At 43.2% G+C, this 22,330-nt stretch carries 12 protein-coding genes and 1 pseudogene; 9 read left to right on the top strand and 4 right to left on the bottom strand.

Annotation, left to right across the window (positions count from 1 at the left end):
* Positions 1-220: 220 nt before the first annotated feature.
* From HW560_RS22130 to HW560_RS22140, 3 genes and pseudogenes are all read right to left on the bottom strand, one after another.
* Positions 221-820: pseudogene (locus HW560_RS22130) on the bottom strand (IS110 family transposase); the annotation flags it as partial.
* Positions 821-1,334: 514 nt separating this feature from the next.
* Positions 1,335-1,847: a class I SAM-dependent methyltransferase gene (locus tag HW560_RS22135; RefSeq protein ID WP_257031407.1), complete on the bottom strand. Its 513-nt coding sequence runs from the start codon at positions 1,845-1,847 to the stop codon at positions 1,335-1,337.
* 889 nt (positions 1,848-2,736) lie between these two features.
* Entirely contained in the window at positions 2,737-3,528 is a 792-nt protein-coding gene (locus HW560_RS22140) for a DUF7402 domain-containing protein (protein WP_179264758.1), read from the bottom strand.
* Positions 3,529-3,997: 469 nt separating this feature from the next.
* On the opposite strand from HW560_RS22140, the gene HW560_RS22145 reads away from it, so the two are divergent.
* The 3 genes from HW560_RS22145 (at position 3,998) to HW560_RS22155 (ending at position 12,583) form a co-directional block, all read left to right on the top strand.
* The gene (locus HW560_RS22145) at positions 3,998-9,349 is read left to right on the top strand and encodes a carbohydrate-binding protein (RefSeq protein ID WP_179264759.1); all 5,352 of its coding nucleotides are present in this window, start codon (positions 3,998-4,000) and stop codon (positions 9,347-9,349) included.
* A 67-nt stretch (positions 9,350-9,416) separates the two neighbouring features.
* Positions 9,417-10,454 (top strand): S-layer homology domain-containing protein, encoded by a 1,038-nt coding sequence (locus HW560_RS22150; RefSeq protein WP_090898488.1) that lies wholly within the window; start codon positions 9,417-9,419, stop codon positions 10,452-10,454.
* 155 nt (positions 10,455-10,609) lie between these two features.
* On the top strand, positions 10,610-12,583 hold the full coding sequence (locus HW560_RS22155; protein ID WP_179264760.1) for an alginate lyase family protein: 1,974 nt from the start codon (positions 10,610-10,612) through the stop codon (positions 12,581-12,583).
* 120 nt (positions 12,584-12,703) lie between these two features.
* Here the strand turns inward: HW560_RS22155 and HW560_RS22160 are convergent, their stop codons facing one another.
* Positions 12,704-13,594, bottom strand: coding sequence for an AraC family transcriptional regulator (locus HW560_RS22160; RefSeq protein ID WP_179264761.1), 891 nt, complete (start codon positions 13,592-13,594; stop codon positions 12,704-12,706).
* A gap of 179 nt (positions 13,595-13,773) precedes the next feature.
* On the opposite strand from HW560_RS22160, the gene HW560_RS22165 reads away from it, so the two are divergent.
* From HW560_RS22165 to HW560_RS22190, 6 genes are all read left to right on the top strand, one after another.
* Positions 13,774-14,931, top strand: coding sequence for a glycoside hydrolase family 88 protein (locus HW560_RS22165; protein ID WP_090898479.1), 1,158 nt, complete (start codon positions 13,774-13,776; stop codon positions 14,929-14,931).
* 224 nt (positions 14,932-15,155) lie between these two features.
* Positions 15,156-16,112, top strand: coding sequence for an ABC transporter permease (locus HW560_RS22170; protein ID WP_256222068.1), 957 nt, complete (start codon positions 15,156-15,158; stop codon positions 16,110-16,112).
* Between the two features lie 10 nt (positions 16,113-16,122).
* Positions 16,123-16,986, top strand: coding sequence for a carbohydrate ABC transporter permease (locus HW560_RS22175; RefSeq protein ID WP_177185709.1), 864 nt, complete (start codon positions 16,123-16,125; stop codon positions 16,984-16,986).
* Positions 16,987-17,061: 75 nt separating this feature from the next.
* A complete protein-coding gene (locus HW560_RS22180; RefSeq protein WP_179264762.1) occupies positions 17,062-18,630 on the top strand; it encodes an extracellular solute-binding protein in 1,569 nt (522 codons plus the stop codon).
* 111 nt (positions 18,631-18,741) lie between these two features.
* Positions 18,742-20,502, top strand: a complete 1,761-nt coding sequence (locus tag HW560_RS22185) for a sensor histidine kinase (RefSeq protein ID WP_179264763.1) — start codon at positions 18,742-18,744, stop codon at positions 20,500-20,502.
* A gap of 1 nt (position 20,503) precedes the next feature.
* Positions 20,504-22,108 (top strand): response regulator, encoded by a 1,605-nt coding sequence (locus HW560_RS22190; RefSeq protein WP_179264764.1) that lies wholly within the window; start codon positions 20,504-20,506, stop codon positions 22,106-22,108.
* Positions 22,109-22,330: the final 222 nt, after the last annotated feature.

Consider the following 22,330-nt stretch of genomic DNA (forward strand, 5'->3'; position numbering starts at 1 on the left):
CCTAGATAATATAATGTCAGAGTTAATGTGATGAGATAAAAGCACAAATCGCTCTTATTAAACTCCAAAAAGCAGTTAAAGCATATGTAAAAAAACCAGGTGACGTTATTCCTTCACAGGGTGGTCTTGAGAACTGGTTGTTGTTTATCAAGGGTGTAGATACTACACATTGTGAGGTGCTGGAGATGAATGAACCAGGATTAGAGAAGGCTATAGATACCTGCAATTTTTGAGCCAAGATTACCTGTAGAACAGAGGATGAAGTCGGAAACTCATGTAAGAACCGAAGAGATACTTTAGAATACATAGCCCCGAAAACACCTTTGTACGCCGGGAAAACCTGATCTAGAACGGCCTGAAACTGCAGTTTCGTCTGCACGCACATCTTAGAAAAGGATTCGTATTGTCTCGTCAGATAACGCATATTAAGCAGTTGTACACCTCTTTTTTTGAATGGCTCGAAATCCTCCCTATAGTAAAGTTCACCCAGAAGATAGGCATCCGCAGTATCTGTTTTCACTTTACGAAGATTGGTTTTTCGAAGGCGATTAGAAATGAGCGGATTGATAACGATGAATAAATAATGATGCTCCTCAAGGAACTGAACAACGGGGCTTTGATAATGCCCGGTTGCTTCCAGAATTATTGTTGGTCGACGTCCTGATGCTTGTTCGATGTCCTGAATGGTTTGAAGCAATATCTTGAGACCATCCCTTGTATGTTCAAAATGAAAGGGCCCTCGGTATGGTTTTCCTCGATCTAAGAAAGCTTGTCCATGGCTTTCTTCTTTAGATATGTCTAGTCCTAAAACAGGGTTCATTTTATCTCTCCTTGAAATAAATTTACCGGCAGCCCCTATGAAACTCCTTGTCGCTCCACAGCATCGCATGTGATACGGGATCTATGGTCCCAACCAGCCTCAATCATGGTCATGACAAGTAGGGGTGAACATTATAGCGCTCGGGATCAAAGTCCCACGGGCAGGTACGTTCGACCCGGCTACTCTAATCCTCAAAGCTAATGCAAAAAGGATCAACCAAAAAGATATGGTTGATCTCATAATACGAACGGGCAGGTTAATGTAATGACATTTATGAGGAACATCTACTTATCATGAAGGTGGACTTTTTATCTTTCATTGCAAGGCCAATCTTACGTTGGGCCGGGAACTAAAATTCTTTTGCAATAATTCAATAGGGGGTAACGCTTAAAAATAAGCTCTGGCAGAATACTGATCCCTAACCCACTTTCCACCATCGACATGATGGCATAATCGTCCTTTCATGACTTGTTCAAAATAATTTAAATAATAGTGTAAGCATAGATGAGAATGATTAATAAATTGCTTCTTTTTTACGACATACATAAACGAATGCAGGGGGTATATTCAGAGGAACCAAGTCTATTTTTTCAATGATAAAACGTTCGGAAAGTGTATTTTTCATTTGCAGTGAATACTGAAATGCGATGAATAATCCCTGAGGCTTAAGTGCTTCATAGATCTGGTCTACTAAAGTATTTCTCAATTCAGGTTTAAGATTAAAGAAGGGCAACCCGCTGAAAATACAATCCAGCTGCTGAATATTTTCTTGATTCATGGACTCTACCAAATGAGCTGCATTGGGATAGCAGGAGGCGCCTGGGTATGTTTTCTTCAGATTAGTTCTCATGGTTTCATCCTTTTCAAATAATAACACTTTGGTGAAATCTTGTGCCTGGTTAAAGATATAACGAGTGATAGCACCTGTACCCGATCCGAGCTCGGCGACAGCCTTAGCCTCAAGCCAAGGTGCGTGATTCACCATTTTGTAAGCTAGAAACCGGGAACTAGGTAAGATACTCCCCACACTTTTGGGACTGTCGCTATTATAGTGGCTTTTTTTATTTTAAGGAACCAATTTCTTGTCCAATGCTGGGGACAAGAACATTGTGTCATTTCGGATTATCACGGGTTTGAGATGTCAGGTTATCATCATAATGTGCTTGGTCATTTCCTAAGTCTGCGTTCTGTTCTGAATGCAACTGGGGAAGGTAATGTGAAATTTGTTGGGTTTATCTATCGTGCAGGGCTGTAGAGAACATTAACAAATATGATATCTAAAGGCTTCACTCTTTATGTTGAAGAGGCGAAGCCTTTCTTTATTTTTGCACTCACTCCTCAGACAGGTTTGGTGTAGAATGACATAAAGTTACCAACCATGAAATCCCTTATAGAATAAGGTTTTTTTATTTTTTGGTAGGGAACTTTGTGTCAATGTATAGTGACATAAAGTTCCCTACTACCCTGGAGAGAAAGGATTCATAAGGTTAAATCATTTTTTTACTTTGTGTCATTTTGGTAGGCAACTTTGTGTCAGCCTTTGGAAATCTTACTAACTAAGAGCATATGAATACATTACAATAGATATCAATTACGCTAACGGGAAACGATAGCTCAATAGTACCAAAGGAGGCAGCGGATCAACATTATCGGCTGCCTTTATTGAACTAACGGACAGGATAGCTGAGGATTAATTAGGAAATGACAAAAGATAGGAATATAACCATTCATCCAATTCCAACTCGGCTGTTACCTTGTGAAGATTTATATCCGTCGTAAGTAAATACCCGCTTGTCCTATAGATAGGGACAGGCGGGTATTTATATTTGGTGAATAAAAACTTTGACTTACTACGATTCGATAATTGAATCAGGATATGATTCTTCAATAATTTTTTCTTTATCCGTTACTACTGCTTAAATTTCTCGTCCGTATGCCTCGAACTGTGTAAGTGCTGGGAATAGTGCAGGATCATTAGATTGAATTAATTCGCTAAGTTTCACCCATTCCACTTGTCTTGGTTCCAAGAGAATAGCCTGTGCTTTTCCGGATTTCTCAAGAGATGAAGTTATAGAACTGCCATCAGAAAAAGACAAGGTAACCTGCTTCCAGTAATTATCATGGGGGAAGTCAGCTCTCAGGTACAATACGATCTTATCAATTTCAACAAGCCGTCCAAAATGAAGTGTGAATTCTGCATCTAGTCGTTGATTAATTCCCCATGATTCAAATGGCCACTCTCCATGTGAATAGGTTACCGTATTGCCATTGATTGCATTTCGGGCAGCAAAGACGGCCTCACCACGCGTCTCAACATTAGCCGAAGCATGGGGGTACAACGTTGAGTTGGTATGATGATCATGTGAATTTGCGGCAAGGTTTTTGTAGGAACTAATCTCCTCATTGGATGCAACCCGTACAGTCAGCAAATGTAGTTGACCCGTAAATGACTTGGGAGAATATGAGGTTTTCTTCTCATTAAAAGGGATGCTTAGACGGTACTCTTGCCCAGACAGATATACAAAATCCGGATTCAAAGCATCATCCAGCTGGATATACAAATAGACGCCGTCCCTGGAGCTTCTGAGCACAATAGAATCTCCTGGTTGATACGGTTGATCATATACCAGATGAGTATGGTTCGTATCGGTATGTTCGGCAAGGATAGTTCCATCTTCACGCTGTACTTCAATCGTTAAATGAATCATAAATACACCTCGGTTTGTAAGATTAGGAATGACATTAACTTTAAGGATGTAAACCGCTTTCAGGACACTATGGGACGGGTCCCAAATATCAGGATGCGTCTAACAAAAACAACGTTCTATCACGTGAATTAAGTTGAGTAACCTCTATGGATTAAAGAACTGCCGAAGCATAAATACGGTGATTTCCTCCCGCGAAGATCCGCGATTCGTATGTACAATCTACTCATAATCCATATTTTTTCAAAATTGTAGCACTCGTCTCATAAACTCACAAGAGAAATTTCCCAATTTAACGGAGAATGTGAAAAAAATAGTATTTGCCCACTTTTATCATCGGATTTTGGGTACACTTCTAACCAATTTATCTATATCTTCATGAAGAAAACATTCTAAGGGAAGGAGATATCATTTTTATTTATGGAAGCGTTTACTTTTAATTCGATATTTTATTGAATCAGGAGGCTGTGAAATGAAGCAGTGCTGCAAAATTATAAAATGGATGGTTATTCGTGTGTTAGTAGTAAGTCTCTGTTTATTTATAACTACCGTTCCAAGCAGGGTATCCGCTGATGATTCGGTTATCCATACCCAGCCTGCAATCTTGGAGACGATAAGCCAAGAGGGATTCGTTCATCCTTCTATAGGTTTCACTGGTGATGCACTGAAGCTGATGCAGGAGAAGGTTGCCATTGGCGCAGAGCCGTGGGCGAGTGCATTCGAGGACTTCAGGAACAGTCGCAGTGGATCACTGGATTATGATATTCGGAATCAAAGCAAGCTGGATAAAACGAAACCCGCATATACCAAGATTGACAATGATGCAAAAGCCAAGGAAGCCAAGGTGGATGCAGAAGCGGCATTTACCCACGCAGTTATATGGGCTGCTACAGGTGATGTTCGTTACCGTGAGAAAGCAATGACCATTGTTCGTCTTTGGTCCCAAATTGATCCGGGCAATCCAAAAGGATTTACAGATTCGCACATTAGTATCGGTGATGCCATGGTTAACATGGTTAGAGCTGCCGAATTGTTGCGGTATACGGAGGGCAGCGGGGAATGGGCGTGGACGGAAACGGATACGACGAATTTTACGCAGAACTATCTGATGGCCTTCTACGATGGCAACTTCTATCATAACAATGGTCGCTGGATGAACCAGCATGGTATTATCACTCAGGCCTATATGATGGCTGCTATTTTCTCGGATAATCAGCAATGGTACCAAGAGGCTGTGGAGTGGGCAACAGCCAATAAAACGGCAACGTTCAAAGGGCAATCCGGTGATATTTTCCATCAGATTCGCTATGTCACACAAAATGAAAGAACGGGTGCACCTGTCGAGCCCCATGTACAACTTGTGGAAATGTTCCGCGATATGGGCCACGCTTCAGGAAATACGTCCACATTATCCATGATTGCCTACATGACTGAAATCCAGGGTACGAAGGTCAACCCGGACCCGGCTTCACCAACATTCGGAGAAGTGACGGAGGCTTCAGATGGTGTAGGAATGTTCGAATTCCTCGACAATCGGATATTGGCTGGAGCCAATGAGCTTGCCAAATATAATCTGGGTTACGATATCTTGTATACACCAGTTAATATTAGCAATGCTGTGGTTGGTGATCCAACAGGCAATTACGCTGATACCGTCAGTGATAACGGCAGAGGATTGGGGTACGCGTCTGAAGTCACATACGGATACTACATGCATCATTTGACTCAGCCACTGGATCCTGATGATGAAAGGATTAAATATCTGGCACAAGCTATCGAAAAGCAAGGTGGATTGAAAGCGATCCCATCTTATGTTCTGTTACAGGGGACCAATGACTTGGCGACAGGTGAGGTGGTTGGTCCACCAAAGCCACTAAGCAATCCGCCGTATATGGAAGTGACAGCAGCATATGACCGCTTGCAGGCGTTCGATTATGTGGGTAGGAGTGAAACCACCAGCACGAGTACGTTTCAGGATATGGACGGTATGCGTTCCGTACTGTATGACGTTCGCTATGAGAATCAGTACACATGGTATGACCTAGATCTAGACGACAGTTACAACGAGATTACGATTCGGGCTGCAAGTAATTCGAATGTGGGCACTAAAGTGGATGTAATCTTGTTGGATGGTGTGGGCGGACTTGATCGCACCAATGTTACGACAGCTGATCTTGCCAAAGGTGAAGTACTAACTACCTTGCAGGTACCGAACACCGGATGGTGGACCAATTATGCGACGGTCTCAAGCAAGCTAAGTAAGCCTTTGTCAGGTAAGCATCTGATCGCATTCAAGTATTATGGCAGCGCAAACGCATTGTCATATCAGATTGCGTTCGACTGGTTCGCATTCTCAGATGGCTATGCAGGCGATGAACATACAGCTCTGTCAGGTGTCCTCTCCGGAGAAGCTACTAAAGCTTCAGACGGTGTGAATCTGAGTGAAGGAGGGGCAATCACATTCGGCAAAATGAATTTTGATAGTGGTAACAATAGTATTGAATTACAGGCCAAAACAACAGATGCGACTGGCAAACTGCTGTTATACAGCGGGGAAAAACTGGTAGCAACCTACAAAATGCCAAATACGAGCAATGCTATGGTCAAATTCACCTCTGAAGTTGCATCAGCAGACTTGGCTAAGATCAAGGGCATTCATGATATCACTCTAAGGTATAAAGGCAGCTCACCAATTACACTTAAGACATACCGGAATATTGAACGGAATCGTTTGGCGAACGTAGAAACAATTGGCAGTCAAGCCAACTTCATTGCCGATCAGGCTATTCCGATTTCCGGTACATTTGAGACAGGCAAAGAAGGCACCCGCTCTTATATTCTGACAAAGAACGAAAGCCTTGTTTATTTGAGCAAGGCCGCACTTCAAGTGGATCGTACCAAGGACAGCATTGTTTCCTTTACGGTCAGAACTAATGGAGCGGCCAAATTGCAGCTGCAAAGAGATTCATCCACTCCCCCTTTTGCTACGATCCGAGTGCCGGATACTAAAGGCGAGTGGCTTCGGGTGAGTACTAACATATCAGATAAATATGTAAAATCGGATGACTACCCAACCTATTTGAAAAGTCTTTTCCTTTCCATCATGACGGATAATGAAGACACAGAAGTCATGCTGGGCAGCTACACACTTGATCCAGCCGATACCTCGCCAGTAATCAAGTTGACAAGTGAACAAGGGTTTGAACTTACAAGCGTAGCGGCCTACGAGAATGGCGAAGATATGAATTTGAAGGTATCCATTGAAGATCTAGACTCTGTGAATGTATCTTTATCGACGGATAATCAGGATTATATTGACAGTAGTGGACTGAATGGAAAGGCAGGCGGGACGTTAATTGTTAAACCAGTCGGACTTGCGCCAGGTGAATATGTCTTCCATATCTATGCGCAGGATGATACATCCAATTACGTCGATCAGGAAGTGAAGCTGTCCATATACCCTGAAGAGGAGAATAAGGCCCCTGAAGGATTGACTGCAGCTTTAACGGGGCCGACTTCCGTACTTTTGAACTGGCAGGAAGTCAAAGGAGCAACTTACTACACCATCTATCGCAAGCAAGGAGCTGGGGGCACCTATACCAAGTGGAAAGAAACCACTTCGACTGAATTGAGCGATGCTGATCTGAAACCCGGTACGTTGTATGCTTACCAGGTAGCAGCTGGAGGCAACGCAGGAGAAACGGCAAAAAGCAGTCCTATAGATGTAACAACCCTATCTGCGATTCAGGTTACGCAATCGATGGTCAAGGCTTCATCCAAACAGTGGGATGCAAGTGACTCAACAGGAATCGGGACTCCCGAGAGTAATGGATGGCGGGCATTTGATGGCAATATAGAAACGGCACCAGATGCGTTAACCAATCCAAGCTGGATTCTGATTGATTTAGGTCAAAACAATGCACCAATCCTGGGCGGTGTAAAATTTTATCCGCGCAGTACCCATCTTAATCGGATGAAGGATGCTGTGATTCAAGGCTCGAATGATGGTACAACATTTGAGACTCTGTACACTATTGGAACCATCTCTACTGCCAAGTGGTATTTTGTGGGAATGACGAACAATAAGGGATATCGATATCTTCGGTATTACACACCTAAGGGCAATGCCAATGTGGCAGAGCTTGAGTTCTACCAAAAAGCAGCAATTGCTCCAGAGCCTAACCAATCGCCAATATTTGCCGATTTGTCTCCGGTGACGGTGACGGCAGGTCAAGAGGTGAAGCAGACGCTTGTTGCTACGGATCCGGAAGGGGATTCCATCACGTATGCGGGTATAGGTCTGCCAGCAGGAGCGCAGCTGGATACAGCTACGGGTGAATTTAGCTGGACGCCAGAAGCAGCAGGGAGCTACGTACTGCGATTCAAAGCGACTGATGCCAAAGGTGCAGCAACTGTTGCTACCTGGACCATCACGGTAAAAGAAATAGCAGAACCACAGCCAGGAGTGGAAAATTCGGCTACACTACGCGGACCATTAACAGCTGCACCGGGGCAAACGGTGGACTTGAACATCGGTGTACATGGCGTCACGAATGGTTTCACAACGGCACAATTGACCGTAACTTACGATACGTACAAGTTGCAATTCCCAACAACCGAGGACGAACAAGGACTTACTATTCTTGCTGATGGAGCAGTGACTTCTTCAGAAGAATACTTGCAAATCATCGGAACAGGGGTGAAACCGGAATCCGGTGAAATTCTCCTTATTGTGGCTAACACAAACCAGAATCAGATTAACGATTCGGGCGATCTTATCAATTTGCATGGGCAAGTCAAGACAGATGCGACCACTGGCCAAGCACAAGTCAGCTTAAGTAATTTCGAAGTTTCCGCAGACGGAAATTCTAACATGCTGGATACCTCGACAGCGTCAATCACTATTCAGATTCAAGTCGATAAGACACAGCTAACTGCTGCAATCCAGTCCGCACAATCCCTGCATGACACGGCAGTGGAAGGCAGCGATACCGGACAGTATCCGGTTGGTTCCAAAGCAGTGCTCCTTACAGCCATCGAACATGCAAGTGCGGTAACGACGAATGAGGCGGCAACCCAAGCTGAAGTAGATGCCAAAGTTATAGAACTGAATCGGGCGGTTGAAGCATTTACAGAGCTTGTAATCGGCGTAAGCAAAGCTGAATTACAACAGACGATCTTGCAAGCACAGCAATTGTCCGCAACGGCTGTTGTAGGATCATCACAGGGGCAGTACCCGTTTGAGGCCAAAAATGTATTCGATGCGGCAATTCAAAGTGCGATGGTCGTTCGCGACAACACTGGGAGCACTCAGGCCGAAGTGAACACAGCAGTCACTGCTTTGAAAACGGCCATTACTACATTCAGGAGTAGTGTTCATACTGCAACCCCTCAGCCGACAGACCATACTGGGTTGGCAGTTCAGATCCAATCCGTTCAAAAACAACTGGACAAAGCTGTTGCTGGAACAAAAATTGGTCAGTATCCTCAACAAGCCATTTCGATCCTTAAAGCTGCTCTGAATACGGCAAATGAGGTGAAAAACAATACAGCGGCAACACAATCAAGTGTTGATGAAGCATTAGCAAATTTACAATCTGCTGCAAGTACATTTGCTGCACAGATGATTACTCTTGTTCCAGGCCAGACTCAAGTCAGTATCAAAGATCTCTCTATCATTGCGAAGTATTATGGAACAAAATCAACAGATGCAAGCTGGACCGATATTGAGAAAGCAGATCTGTTCGATGGGGGTGAGATCACCATTCGTGAGTTGGCTGCTGTTGCTCAGATGATTGTTGGTGACTGGCTGCAAAATAAATAGGTATGATCAAGGGAGGGCGCACCTGTCGCCTTCCTTCTGATCATTCATGTGACAGGGAGGGTCTCCATTGAGATCGAAGACCAAGTTGAAGCAAATAGAAATAAGGAAGGTGTGGACAAGTTTCTTGGTGCTACTGATGATCTGTACAACGAGTGTGAATGCAGCCACAACAGAGCAGTTAGCGCGTCCAAGCTTTGAGTTAAAACTGAATTCTATTAATAACAATCTCGTTGAAGTTTCGGTCATCGGACATGACCTTGAGGATCTGTATGCCTATGAAATGAATCTGGAATTTGATGCAAATAGGCTTAATTTTTCCAAAGCAAGCGCAGGAACTGTTGGATATACGGTCGTGCCGAAAGCGGAGGGGAATTATCTCAAGATTGCCCATACCAAAGTGGGCAGCGTGAAAGGTGATAGTGGGGATCAACTATTGACGACCCTGCAATTTAGTGTGCAACGTGCTGGTAACAGCACGATTACACTTCAGAATATCAAGCTGGTGGACTCAAAGCTAAATATGTCTAGCATGACACCTGCACTGCAGGAGACCATACATGCGGAATCAGGGATCAGCTTCAGTGACATAACGGGGCATTGGGCAGAGGCTTCCATTTTAAAGGCGGTTGATGCCGGATTTATTGACGGGTATACGGACGGCACGTTCCGTCCTAAGCATGAGGTCACTCGCGCCGAGTTTGCTGTTATGTTTAGCAGAGCACTTAAACTTGATGTGAATGAATCAGATGCAACTTTCGCCGATGCGAACCAGATCCCGGCTTGGGCTTCCTCCCACGTGCAAGCAGCAGTGAAGAAGCGACTTATTACCGGTTATGCCGACCACACCTTCCGACCAAACGCGAAGATGAGTCGTGCCGAGATGGCATCGGTTGCTGTTCGCGCACTCGGCAAGACACAACATGATGTGACTTACGTGAATGAATTTACTGATGCAGCCGATATTTCTTCTTGGGCGAAACCTTTCATTCATGAGGCTGTAGAATCAAGCATTATGCAGGGGATAGGGAACAATCGTTTCTCGCCAAACACGAATGTGACCCGCGCAGAGGCAGTTACCGTGATCTTAAATGTGTTAAGGAATTGAATTGGTTAGGATAAAGGAAGAATGTAAGGAAAGTTGGATTTACCCTCTTTTTTCATCGAATATTGCCTGTTTTTATATGTAAATTAACAAGTAGAATACATTTGTAAGCGATTACATTTTTATCTTGTCCACATCCATCTTAAAGGAGTGATTTTATGCCACAACGGTCTACCAAAGCAAAGCTCATGAGTACTATGCTAGTCATCATCATGCTTCTGATCCCTGCGTATAGTGTAGCTTCACCGGAAACGGCAGAAGCAGCAACATTTACTCATCCTGGAATTATGCATAATGCTACGGATCTCACTAGAATGTCTGCCAATCAGAACACTGAACCTTGGAAGTCAGCATTAGCAAATTTCAAAACAGATAGCAAAGCATCCTCATCTTATGCAAAACAAGGACCCTATAGTACGGTTTGCAGGAACGATTCTACTTCAACATGTACGAGTACGAATTATGGAAATAGTGCCTTAGAGAACGATGCGAGAGCAGCTTATTATAACGCTCTCCTATGGAATGTGACAGGAACACAAGCGTATGCTAATAAAGCCATTGAGATTCTGAATGCTTGGTCGAGCACATTAACTAGCATTGCTGGAACAGATGCACAGCTTGCTGCAGGTGATAATGGCATTTTTCTTGCCAATGCAGGCGAATTGTTACGATATAGCAACTCAGGCTGGGCTGCAGCAAATATTACACAACTGGAAAATATGTTGACCAACGTTTTTTATCCTCATATTCAATCCCCGGGGGATGCAAACTGGGGTGGATCCGCAATGAAATCCATGATTTCAATCGCGATATTCACGAACAATCAGACGATGTTTGATTCTGCAATATCTAATTTCAGAACGAATGCTTGTGCTTCTGTGACGAGAAATGTTATGTCTACAGGGCAGATTTCCGAATCGGGGCGAGATCAGGTTCACGCTCTTGGTGGACTTGGCAACTTAACGGTTGTGGCAGAAATCGCCTGGAAGCAGGGTGTTGACTTGTTTGGAGATGGAGATAATCGACTCTTAGCTGGCTCGGAATATTGGTCCAATTATAATCTGGGCAATGAACCAACTTCATGGGATTCAACATACGGACGTTGTACCATGGGACCTTGGAGTGGTATTAATGGAACGGGAAGAAGTGCTACCATCGGATGGGCACAAAATGAAATCATATATGCTCACTATGTAACACGCAAAGGATTGACTGCTCCGTATACAACCAGTTATATGAATGGCATGCCAGCAACAGATACGGATGCAGCTCTGCTCACATTTGCATACAGACTGGGTACCACTACCGATTCAACGAAGCCATCAGCACCGACGGGTTTAACCGTCAAACCGTTGTCTGACAAAGTTATTAATTTGAGCTGGTCACCTTCAACGGATAATATTGCTGTAAGTGGTTACAAAATTTACAGGAATGGGACCATTGTGGGATATTCACCAACTACGGACTATACCGATGCTGGACTGACTACTTCTACAGCTTACAACTATCAAGTAAGTGCTTATGATGCGAAGTCAAACACATCTACAACAAGCAGCACGGTAAGTGCTACGACACTGTCATCTGCGAATGCACAGATCCCGTTTTCTTCGCAGGATATTGGTAGCGTCGGTGTTGCTGGAAGTTACAGTTATAGTGCCGGGACCTATACAATAAAAGGGGCTGGAAGTGATATCTGGGATAAATCAGATCAGTTTAGATTTGCTTATGTGCCGTTAAAAGGAGACCGGACGATTACAGCTCGTGTTGCCAGTCTGGCGAATACCCATTCATCTGCCAAGGCAGGAGTCATGATTCGAGAATCTCTGTTTGAGGATGCCAGTAATGTGTATGCTGCTATGAAACCAGGACTCGCCGTATTCCAAAATCGGACGGCACCTGGCGCGATCACGAATTCTACGACGTCCGCAACGGTGAGTGCACCTTATTGGGTCAGAGCGACCAGATCGGGGAACACCGTAACGACCTACATTTCTGCGAATGGTGTTACATGGACTCAGACAGGTTCGTCATCCATTTCTGCTGCAAGTACAGCCTATGTAGGACTTGCGGTGACGTCTCATGCAAACACGACGCTTACAACTGCTACATTTGACAATGTAAGTGTTCAGTAGGAACAGTTGATCTAAAGCTAGCCAAATTCATTTCTCTAAATCTTATTTCAATTGAGAAACCTCCAAATTTCTGCTTTCGCTGCGGGTCTGGAGGTTTCTTCGTTGAGCAGGTTTTGAACGCTATATTTCATGGCTCTCCAACCCGCTCTTTTTTTGATTTAACTTATACTTCAAAGGTGTGACCTGGTACGTTTTTTTGAAACACGAGATAAAATGTGAAACATTCTGGAAGCCTACGTGATGACTTATGTATTCCACCGACATAGTTGTCGTTTCCAGCATATGAGCTGCTACTTTAATTCGTTTGGCAGTAAGATACTCGCTCAAATTGCTTCCAGTTTCATTCTTGAAAAGCCGGGACACATAGGATCTTGTGAAATGCAGTTGGTCTGCCAGCTTGTTGAGAATGTTAGATTCCATATAATGTTCATCCAACCACTGCATAATAAGCTCAGAATGTTCTTTCTTGCGCCGAGTAAGACTGGGTTCCGATTGATCTTTAGGGAAGATCCTTGCCATAGCACTAAGAAACTGAAGAACGAATACGGTAATTTCCTCCCGGGATTCACCTTGTTCCATGTGAGCAATTTGTCCGTAATCTTCCACACAGTAGCTAAAAAGATCCATATCTCTGCTTAAGTCAAATGCGCGCTCAATCTCACTGGAATAGCACAAACGATCAAACCATTCTCTGCGACGTGGATAGTCTTTTAAATACTGATCTATAACCACATGATCTAAATGGATCACTGCTCTTTCGTAATGACATTCATGAGTTACTTTAGCAAAGACTTTGTGTATTTCGAATGGCTGGAATACATAGAGCATCCCCGGCTTGATTTGATAGGTCTTGTTATTCATGACCACTGTACCCTTACCTTCAAATACGATCAAAAACTCGCAGCACTGGTGCCAATGATAAAAACTACTGTTTGTTTTGCTTGTTCGATGACGATCTGTCCACACCACAGGTTTTCCATGAAACGGGACTGATTCAAAACCGACTTCCATGAAAATCACTCCACACCATTTTTACTAGATTGTAGCATTGCTTTATCATTTGTCAAAAGTGCAACGGAACGGTATTTTCATTAAACGCAGCAAAACTTTTGCGGGTTTTAGCATGATACACTGATGCTGTTCCAACTAGATGATGAATGAGAATCCAAAACAGGAAAGCGGGAACCGGCATGTTAAATACAGAAGAGCAACGAGTCTGGCTACAAGATATTGAGCAACGTATTATTCAAAAATTAGACTGGGTGAGCGAAAAATCCAAAAACAAAATTCCATACACTACCGTTAATGGTGTACATGATGACCGATCTGTCGAAAATCCTAGTGGTACACATGCAGACGGGATTAACTGGTGGACCAATGGTTTCTGGGGTGGAATGATGTGGCAGATGTACTACAATACGGGTCAAGAGAAATACAAAAATGTTGCAAACATCTCAGAAGACAAGCTCGATGCGGGCCTTCAGCAGTATTACGGTCTGCATCATGATGTGGGATTTATGTGGCTACCAACCAGTGTCGCAAACTATAAACTGACCAAGAATCCTGAATCTCGCAAACGGGCGCTTCACGCTGCCAACTTGTTGGCAGGACGCTACAACCCGATGGGAGAGTTTATTCGCGCATGGAACGACATCAGTGGAGAAGACACTCGAGGATGGGCCATTATTGACTGTATGTTTAACATCCCCTTACTCTATTGGGCAACGGAAGAAACTGGAGATCCCCGATTTATGCAGATTGCCCTCAAGCATGCCGATACGGTCATGAACACATTTGTACGTCCTGACGGTTCCGTCAATCATATTGTAGAATTCGATCCGTTTACAGGCGGTGTTATAAAATCTTATGGTGGGCAAGGGTATGGTGAAGGCTCATCTTGGACGAGAGGTCAGACGTGGGGATTGTACGGATTTATGATGAGCTACATTCATACAGGCAAAAAGGAATATCTCGATACGGCGAAACGCATTGCTCACTACTTTATCGCCAACATTCCGGATAATGGAATTATTCCTATTGACTTTAGACAACCGAATGAGCCAGCATATGAAGATTCAACGGCTGCAGCAATTGCAGCTTGCGGACTTATTGAGATTTCAAAGGCAGTCGAACTTCATGAGAAGGAACTATATCTGAAACCTGCCCTTAAATTGCTGAAAACATTGGATGAAGACAGAGCAGACTGGACCACAGATTGCGATTGTATCCTCAAAAATGGATCAGCTGCGTATCATGCCAAAGAGCATCATCAATCTATTATTTATGGAGATTACTACTTTATAGAAGCGGTATATAAGTTAAAAGGAACTGACTTGTATTTCTGGTGAACTGTTTAAATTATGCATTTAATTATATTCCGCTGAGAATGAAAACGAGGGCTTGCTTACATAGCGAGTCCTCGTTTTTGGTTAACATTTTTATTACAAAACAAAGTTGTTTTTCCGTACTAACGGCGTTGGATTTTACCTCATGGGTCATTTATATTCCATGTTAAGATGATTTCACAGCAAACAAACATATAGACGAGGATCTGGAGGAGGCCTTAGACAAGGTGACGACAAACACGAAAATTCAAACGTACAGTTCCAAGAGCGTAAAGAGGACATCTACATTATGGGCTTTGATTAAACGAGACTGGTTCCTTTATTTGCTACTAGTTCCCTTTTTATTATGGTATGTCATGTTTGCATTCAAGCCGATGTACGGCATACAGATTGCATTTAAGGACTATAGCATATTCAAAGGAATTCAGGGTAGCGAATGGGTAGGTCTTCAACACTTTCAGGAATTTTTACAAAGTGAATATTTCTACAGGGTGTTAAAGAACACACTGATTATCAGCTTGTACGCATTGCTATTTGTATTTCCAGCACCAATTATTTTTGCTCTACTACTCAATGAGGTCAAGAGTTCCAAATTCAAAAAAGTTGTGCAAACGTTTACTTATATGCCCCACTTTATATCGGTTGTTATCGTAGCAGGAATTGTCACTAACTTCCTGGCTCCCGGAAACGGTATAGTCAACCTGATTATTGAAAAGTTTGGTGGCGATAAAATTTACTTCCTGGCTGATGCGAGTTTCTTCCGAACGATACTGAACTCCATGAACATTTGGCAGGGTACCGGGTTTGCGGCCATCATATATATTGCTGCATTATCCGGTGTTAATTCGGAACTGTATGAAGCCGCTGTTATTGATGGAGCGAGCAAATGGAAACGTACACTTCACGTTACGATTCCGGGAATCCTTCCAACGATCATGATCATGCTCATACTGCAGATCGGTAGCTTGCTCGAGGTTGGGTATGAAGCCATAATTCTTCTCTACCAACCGGTAACTTACGCAACTGCGGATGTTATTAGTACCTATGTCTATCGTGAAGGTATCGTAAACGGAAGGTATGATATGGCTGCGGCAGTAGGATTATTTAACTCAGTCGTTGGATTTATTCTCATCATCGCTGCAAATAAACTGAGCAAGAAATATACAGAATCTGGACTATGGTAGGTGATAGCTTATGATGGAGAGTCGTGGAGAAAAAGTATTCTATGTATTCAACTATATTATTCTGGGTTTGTTCGCCTGTCTGACCTTGTATCCGTTCTTATATGTCCTGTCAGCGTCTATAAGTTCCCCACAGGCAGTAGTGACAGGAGAGGTTCTTTTGCTTCCAAAAGGAATTACGTGGGAAGCTTATACTTCAGTGCTGGGTGAGAAAGGGATTTGGACCGGTTATGGCAATACGATTTTCTACACGGTTGTCGGCACATTAACAAGTATGATTTTGACGATCTGTGGTGCATATCCACTGGCGAAGAAAAGGCTGAAAGGCCGGACAACGATTAATTTGATCATTTCTTTCACACTGATTTTCAATGCTGGTATGATTCCGATGTACCTGAACTTCCAGAGTCTTGGTTTGCTGGATAATCGTTTTGGTATAATTATCGGGTTTGCGATAAGTACATTTAACTTTGTTATTCTGCGTACGTTCTTCCAGTCACTTCCCGAGGAGATTGAAGAGGCAGCGCGTATTGACGGTGCAGGCGATATCGGTGTTATGATGCGGATCGTGCTGCCACTCTCGAAGGCTCCGCTAGCTACAATCGGATTGTTTTACGCTGTATCGAGATGGAACGGCTACTTCTGGTCCATGATCATGCTGCGGGATGAGAGCAAGTTCCCGCTACAGGTTCTGCTGAACAGACTTGTTGTACAGATGAAACCATCGGAAAACATGATGAACGATGTTTCCTTTACAACAGGAGAAACTGTCATTTATGCTACAATCGTGGTTGCCATTATTCCGATTATCGCTGTCTATCCATTTATACAAAAATATTTTGTTAAGGGTGTCATGATCGGTTCATTAAAGGGTTAAGTAAATATCCGAATGTTGTCATAACAAGACTTCATTTTGATATAGAAGGTTTACTATCACAGAGGGGGCATTTGTGTGAAAAGAAAAGCGTCTTTATTATTGGCATCTCTGTTAGTGAGTGCGACTGTACTCGGAGCGTGTAGTTCGAGCAATACTGCGAGTAATACCACGAACAATACACAGACTTCATCCAAGGGCACTGAAGGTAAGGAAACAGCGAATCTGAGCATCTTCTATTTTGATGATGCGGGTGTAGTCAAGATGGACTCACCTGTCCTGAAAAAGGCAGCTGAACTGACCGGGGTAACTTTGAACAACGTGGCTTCTGCTGGCGGGGAGGAGAAGCAGGCCTATAACCTGATGCTGGCTTCCGGTACATTGCCGGATATTGTGAGTTATTATACGGCGGATCTGAACTCCATTGGAGCCGAAGGTGCTTTGGAACCACTGAATGATTATATCGATAAATTGGCGCCGAACTTCAAGAAGTTTCTGGATGAACACGAAGAAGTGAGAAAAACGATTACTGCTGCCGATGGAAATATATATGCCATTCCTTTTGTCGCAGATGGTAGCGCTTCAACAGGTTGGTTTATTCGTCAGGATTGGCTGGACAAGTTGAATCTGGATATGCCAAAGACAGTAGATGAATATTATGAAGTCTTAAAAGCCTTCCGTGACCAGGACCCGAACGGCAATGGCAAAAAAGATGAAGTGCCTTTCATGCAACGTGATAACGTTGTTGGGGTATACAGCTTGCTTCCTTTATGGGATGCTTATCATTCTTTCTATATTAAAGATGGAAAAATCGTATATGGTCCTTATGAGGACCAATTCAAAACAGGAATCGAGAACATCGCTAAGTGGTATAAGGAAGGCTTGATCGACAAAGAAATCTATACTCGTTCTAAAGCACGAGAGGTCTTGTTGGGCAACAACACTGCGGGTTCCACACATGACTGGTTTGCGAGTACAGCTAACTTTAACCAATCTCTGAGCAAAGATGTTCCAGATCTCAACTTTATCCCGTTTGCTCCGCCTGCAAGTACTTCCGGCAAAGTGTATGAAGTAGGCAAACGTGCTCAGCTTAGTGGCTTCGGTTGGGGCGTTACGGCACAAAGCAAGCATATCGAAGATGCAGTAAAATATTTTGACTTTTGGTGGAGTGAAGAAGGACGTCGATTGTTCAACTTCGGGATTGAAGGCGAGTCCTACACCATGGTTGATGGCAAACCGAAATTTACAGAGGAAGTCTTAAGCCAACCGGCGGTTAATGGCTACTTGGTAGAAGCCTTTGGCGCGCAATTGCCGAAAATGGGGGCATGGCAGGACTTCTCTTATGAAGAACAATGGACGAATGAAATTGCTTTGAAAGGCATTAAGGAATACCAGGATAAAAACATCATCTCTGATGATTATGTACTGCCAACATTGAACTTCACAAAAGAGGAGCAAAAACGTCTAGATGCGTTGAAAGGCCAGATTGATACGTATTTTGCAGAGAAAGCGCAGACCTGGGTCATGGGTGGTGAAAATGTGGAGGCCGGATTCGAGGCATACAAAACTCAACTGAAAAATCTTGGTGTAGAAGAATACATCCAAATCTACAATGATGCTTACGCTCGTTACCTAAGTATCCAATAGTGACATAACAGTGTAGCAGCAATGGAGAAGCCAAACGGCTTCTCTATTGCTATATATTCTTATGCGGTTAGTACGGTATACTATGAATTATTGATCATCGGGAGAATGAATATGAAAAAATGGCTATATTCAACTACATTCCGAGAGCGCATACAATTATCACTAATTTTGTTTACGATGGTTGCTGTAGTTGTCTGCGGAGGAACATCATATCTTATTGCCTCCCGGGTACTGGAGAACAAATCGTATTCCCTTAATCAAGGGATTATCGATAAATCAGCGCAATCTTTGGAGGAAAAACTGCGCAAAATTCGCCTTGCCGTTCTGACTTTTATGTCCAGCGATCAGTTTAATCAGTTGCTCAAGAGAACGGCAAAGGGCGGTGAACTCAGCTATTATGATCATTTCAAGTTGAATCAGTCACTACAAACGCCTATTTTTCAAATGAAGCTCATTGAGCCGGGCATCACGTCCATCTTGATTAACACTCCTGTTGGCGAGTACTTTTCTAACCCAGATAATCGAACTGGGGGAATTCCTTTCTCAGAGAGCAACGTATATCCTTTTTTAGAAAAGGGGCATCTTGCAGGATGGGTGGAATCACATCCGGATGATCTGTTTAGAACTGGTCAGAACGTGCTCAGTCTGATGTTTGTGCCTATCGTACAGAATGCACCGGCAGATACACATATTGTCGTTGATGTAAGTGAGAGTGCCTTGAAGGAGTACTTGCTCAAGAACAGTGGAGATGCCATTCCTGTTGTATTTACCGAGAATGGAAAACTTGCATTTGAAGCCGATTCCCTCTCCAGTCAACTGGCTGCCGACGCTGATTTCAGAAGCCGATTGAAGGATAATAAGGGACATTTTGAATATACGGTCAACCATATTCGCTATCTGGTCAATTATTCCACGGTGGCTTTTCCGGATAACTGGTTAATTGTACACCTTACTGAAAGAAATGTGCTTTTGAGAGATGTACGTTTGATTCAACTCGTCACGATCAGTGTCATCGTTATATTCGGTCTATTGGCATTGCTGGTATCACGAAAATTAACAAGTTTACTGCTGCGTCCATTAAATCAGTTACAATCCGTCATGAAAAAGGTCGAGCATAACGATTGGTCCGTTCGTTTTCAAGGCGAATACAAAGATGAGTTCACACACGTCGGCTTCAGGTTTAACAGCATGCTGGATCAGATTGAACTTCTTACTAGGGAGCGAATGGATGCACAACATGCCGAACGAATCGCCGAAATGAAGGCGTTGCAGGCTCAGATGAATCCGCATTTTTTGTATAATACGTTAAATACCATCCTGTGGAAATCTCACTCCAACAAACAGGAAGAAGTCCGAGAGATGATTATGTCCTTATCGGCTCTGTTCCGTGTGGGATTGAACAATGGGGAAGAGCTTACAACGGTGGGGAAGGAGCTGGAGCATGTAACCCAGTATTTGAAGATTCAAAAGCTATGTTATGCGAGCCTATTTGAATACACGATTGAATGTGATGAGGAGATTAAGCAGCTTTCCACGCTAAAATTGTTGTTGCAACCGTTGGTAGAAAACAGCATCCTGCATGGTTTCAAAGACTATCGAAATGAGGGACAGATTCATATCAGGGTTAAGGTAGTCAATAAGTTCCTGCAGATGAAAGTGATTGATAATGGTCAAGGCTTCGACGTTCAGGAGCATGAGGCAGATAATCCGCATTTTGATGTGTCGGATTGTGAAGGGTTTGCTCTCAGAAATATTGGTAAACGGCTTTCCTTGTACTATGGAAGCAGAGCAGAATTCAATGTAACCAGTACACCATATATACAAACTAGCATCGAAATTCTCATTCCGCTTGAAATCGAGGGGGCATCTTAAGATGAAGCACACATTTTCATTGGTCATTGTGGATGATATTCCTGCTGTCGTTGATGGGATTGCACATGACTTGCCTTGGGACGATTATGCCATAGAAGTGGTGGGTACCGCGTATGATGGTCTCGATGGATTAAAGCTCATTCAAGAGAAACAACCCGATATTATCGTTACAGATATCCGGATGCCGAAACTGAGTGGCATTGAAATGATTGAGCAGGCGAAACAATCCGGTGCGAAACTTATTTTTATTAGTGGATATTCGGACTTTAGCTACGCGCAACAGGTACTCAATCTTGGCGGGTTTGATTATATCTTAAAGCCTTTTACACCGGATGAGCTGTTGGAAACGATATGCAGAGCCACGGCACAGCTGGAAAAAGAAAAAGAAAGTCGTTATCATCTCATGGATGTGGAACGGAAATTGCGCGAAAGTATGCCCTTGCTAAGGCAGGAGTACTTGAATCTACTGGTGCGTTATTCTTCCCATCCGGAAACGGTGAAGGAGAAGTGGGATTTTCTGAACGTCAACATGAATGACCATTATTTCACGGTATTTACCGTGGAGATGGATAATTATTACACGAATAAGGCCGGTGTAAGTGATGTTGAATTACAGCGATTCTCATTACAGAATATTTTGGAGGAGACGATTCGTACATTTACCGGGGCCGTTGTGTTCAGGGACGATATTAACCGGTTCGTATGTATTGTGAACGATCGTGCGGATGCTGACAATGAGGAAATGCTGAAAATCGCTGAAGCCTGCCGAGAGAATGTGGAGAGATACACGCGTTATTCTATATCCATTGGCGTCGGCACCAAGGTGGAGCATATTCATGAATTACCCATCACGTATCAGCAGGCCATGTATGCCTTGTCCTATAACTTCTACACTGGAGGTAACAGTGTATTCGCTTATCCAATCTATGCGGAGAATCACGCGACCTATGTGAAATTTTCGTCGGAAAAAGAACGTGAGTTGGTCTACTTGCTTCGTTCCGGGGCTACGAGCAAAATTAATGAGGTACTGGATGGCATTTTTAGTGAATGGAAAGACAGTCAAGCCATGCCTACACCCGATAAAGTCAAAATGTTCTGGATTGAGTTAATGGTCAACGTTCGTAATGCCATCAACGAAGATCTGGAGTTTGTAGAACCACATTTCTTCGATCGCAAGATTCATAAGCTGACATATGATACAGATTCACTGACAGAGTTACAGTCCATCGTGGCCGAAATCTGTCATATGTATTGTGAGAACATAGGCAAGAAGCAGAAGGAAACTGCACATGTGGTCATTAATGAATCTATCGCCTATATTCGAGAACATCTGCACCTGAATGCATCCGTAGCGGATTATGCCAAACAGGTACATCTAAGTACCAGCTATTACTCCAACCTGTTCAAAAAAGTAACCAACCAATCGGTATTGCAATTTGTGGTGCAAGAACGAATTGAGAAGGCAAAAATTTTGATTTTACAGGGAATGACGCTTCAGGAAGTTGCCATGGAGGTTGGTTATGATGAACGCTCCTACTTCAGCGACGTCTTTAAGAAAAAAGTAGGCATGACGCCTTCCGAGTTTAAGAAGCAATATCAAAATTAATCAGTGGAATCATACATTATCATCAAAAGGCAGAACGCTAGGGAGAAGTTCAAACTCTTGGCGTTCTGCCTTTTTTGAAATTCAGTTGTTTTTGGGTACCATTGCAAGTGGATTTTGGCTTCTCTTACCACCGGAAAATATATAGGATACACATAGATAAGGTTTTGCGAGGAAGTGAAAGATGCAAAATGCTGAGATACCCTAGTTTAGCTCAAGCATTTA

It is taken from the genome of Paenibacillus sp. E222 (assembly GCF_013401555.1).
Lineage (GTDB): Bacteria > Bacillota > Bacilli > Paenibacillales > Paenibacillaceae > Paenibacillus.

Bases quoted from the DNA above. Each gene is read 5' to 3' on its own strand.
- HW560_RS22185 (WP_179264763.1), top strand. From the start codon at position 18,742: ATGAAAAAATGGCTATATTCAACTACATTCCGAGAGCGCATACAATTA.
- HW560_RS22165 (WP_090898479.1), top strand. From the start codon at position 13,774: ATGTTAAATACAGAAGAGCAACGAGTCTGGCTACAAGATATTGAGCAA.
- HW560_RS22160 (WP_179264761.1), bottom strand. From the start codon at position 13,594: ATGGAAGTCGGTTTTGAATCAGTCCCGTTTCATGGAAAACCTGTGGTG.
- HW560_RS22175 (WP_177185709.1), top strand. From the start codon at position 16,123: ATGATGGAGAGTCGTGGAGAAAAAGTATTCTATGTATTCAACTATATT.
- HW560_RS22145 (WP_179264759.1), top strand. From the start codon at position 3,998: ATGAAGCAGTGCTGCAAAATTATAAAATGGATGGTTATTCGTGTGTTA.
- HW560_RS22155 (WP_179264760.1), top strand. From the start codon at position 10,610: ATGCCACAACGGTCTACCAAAGCAAAGCTCATGAGTACTATGCTAGTC.
- HW560_RS22190 (WP_179264764.1), top strand. From the start codon at position 20,504: ATGAAGCACACATTTTCATTGGTCATTGTGGATGATATTCCTGCTGTC.
- HW560_RS22140 (WP_179264758.1), bottom strand. From the start codon at position 3,528: ATGATTCATTTAACGATTGAAGTACAGCGTGAAGATGGAACTATCCTT.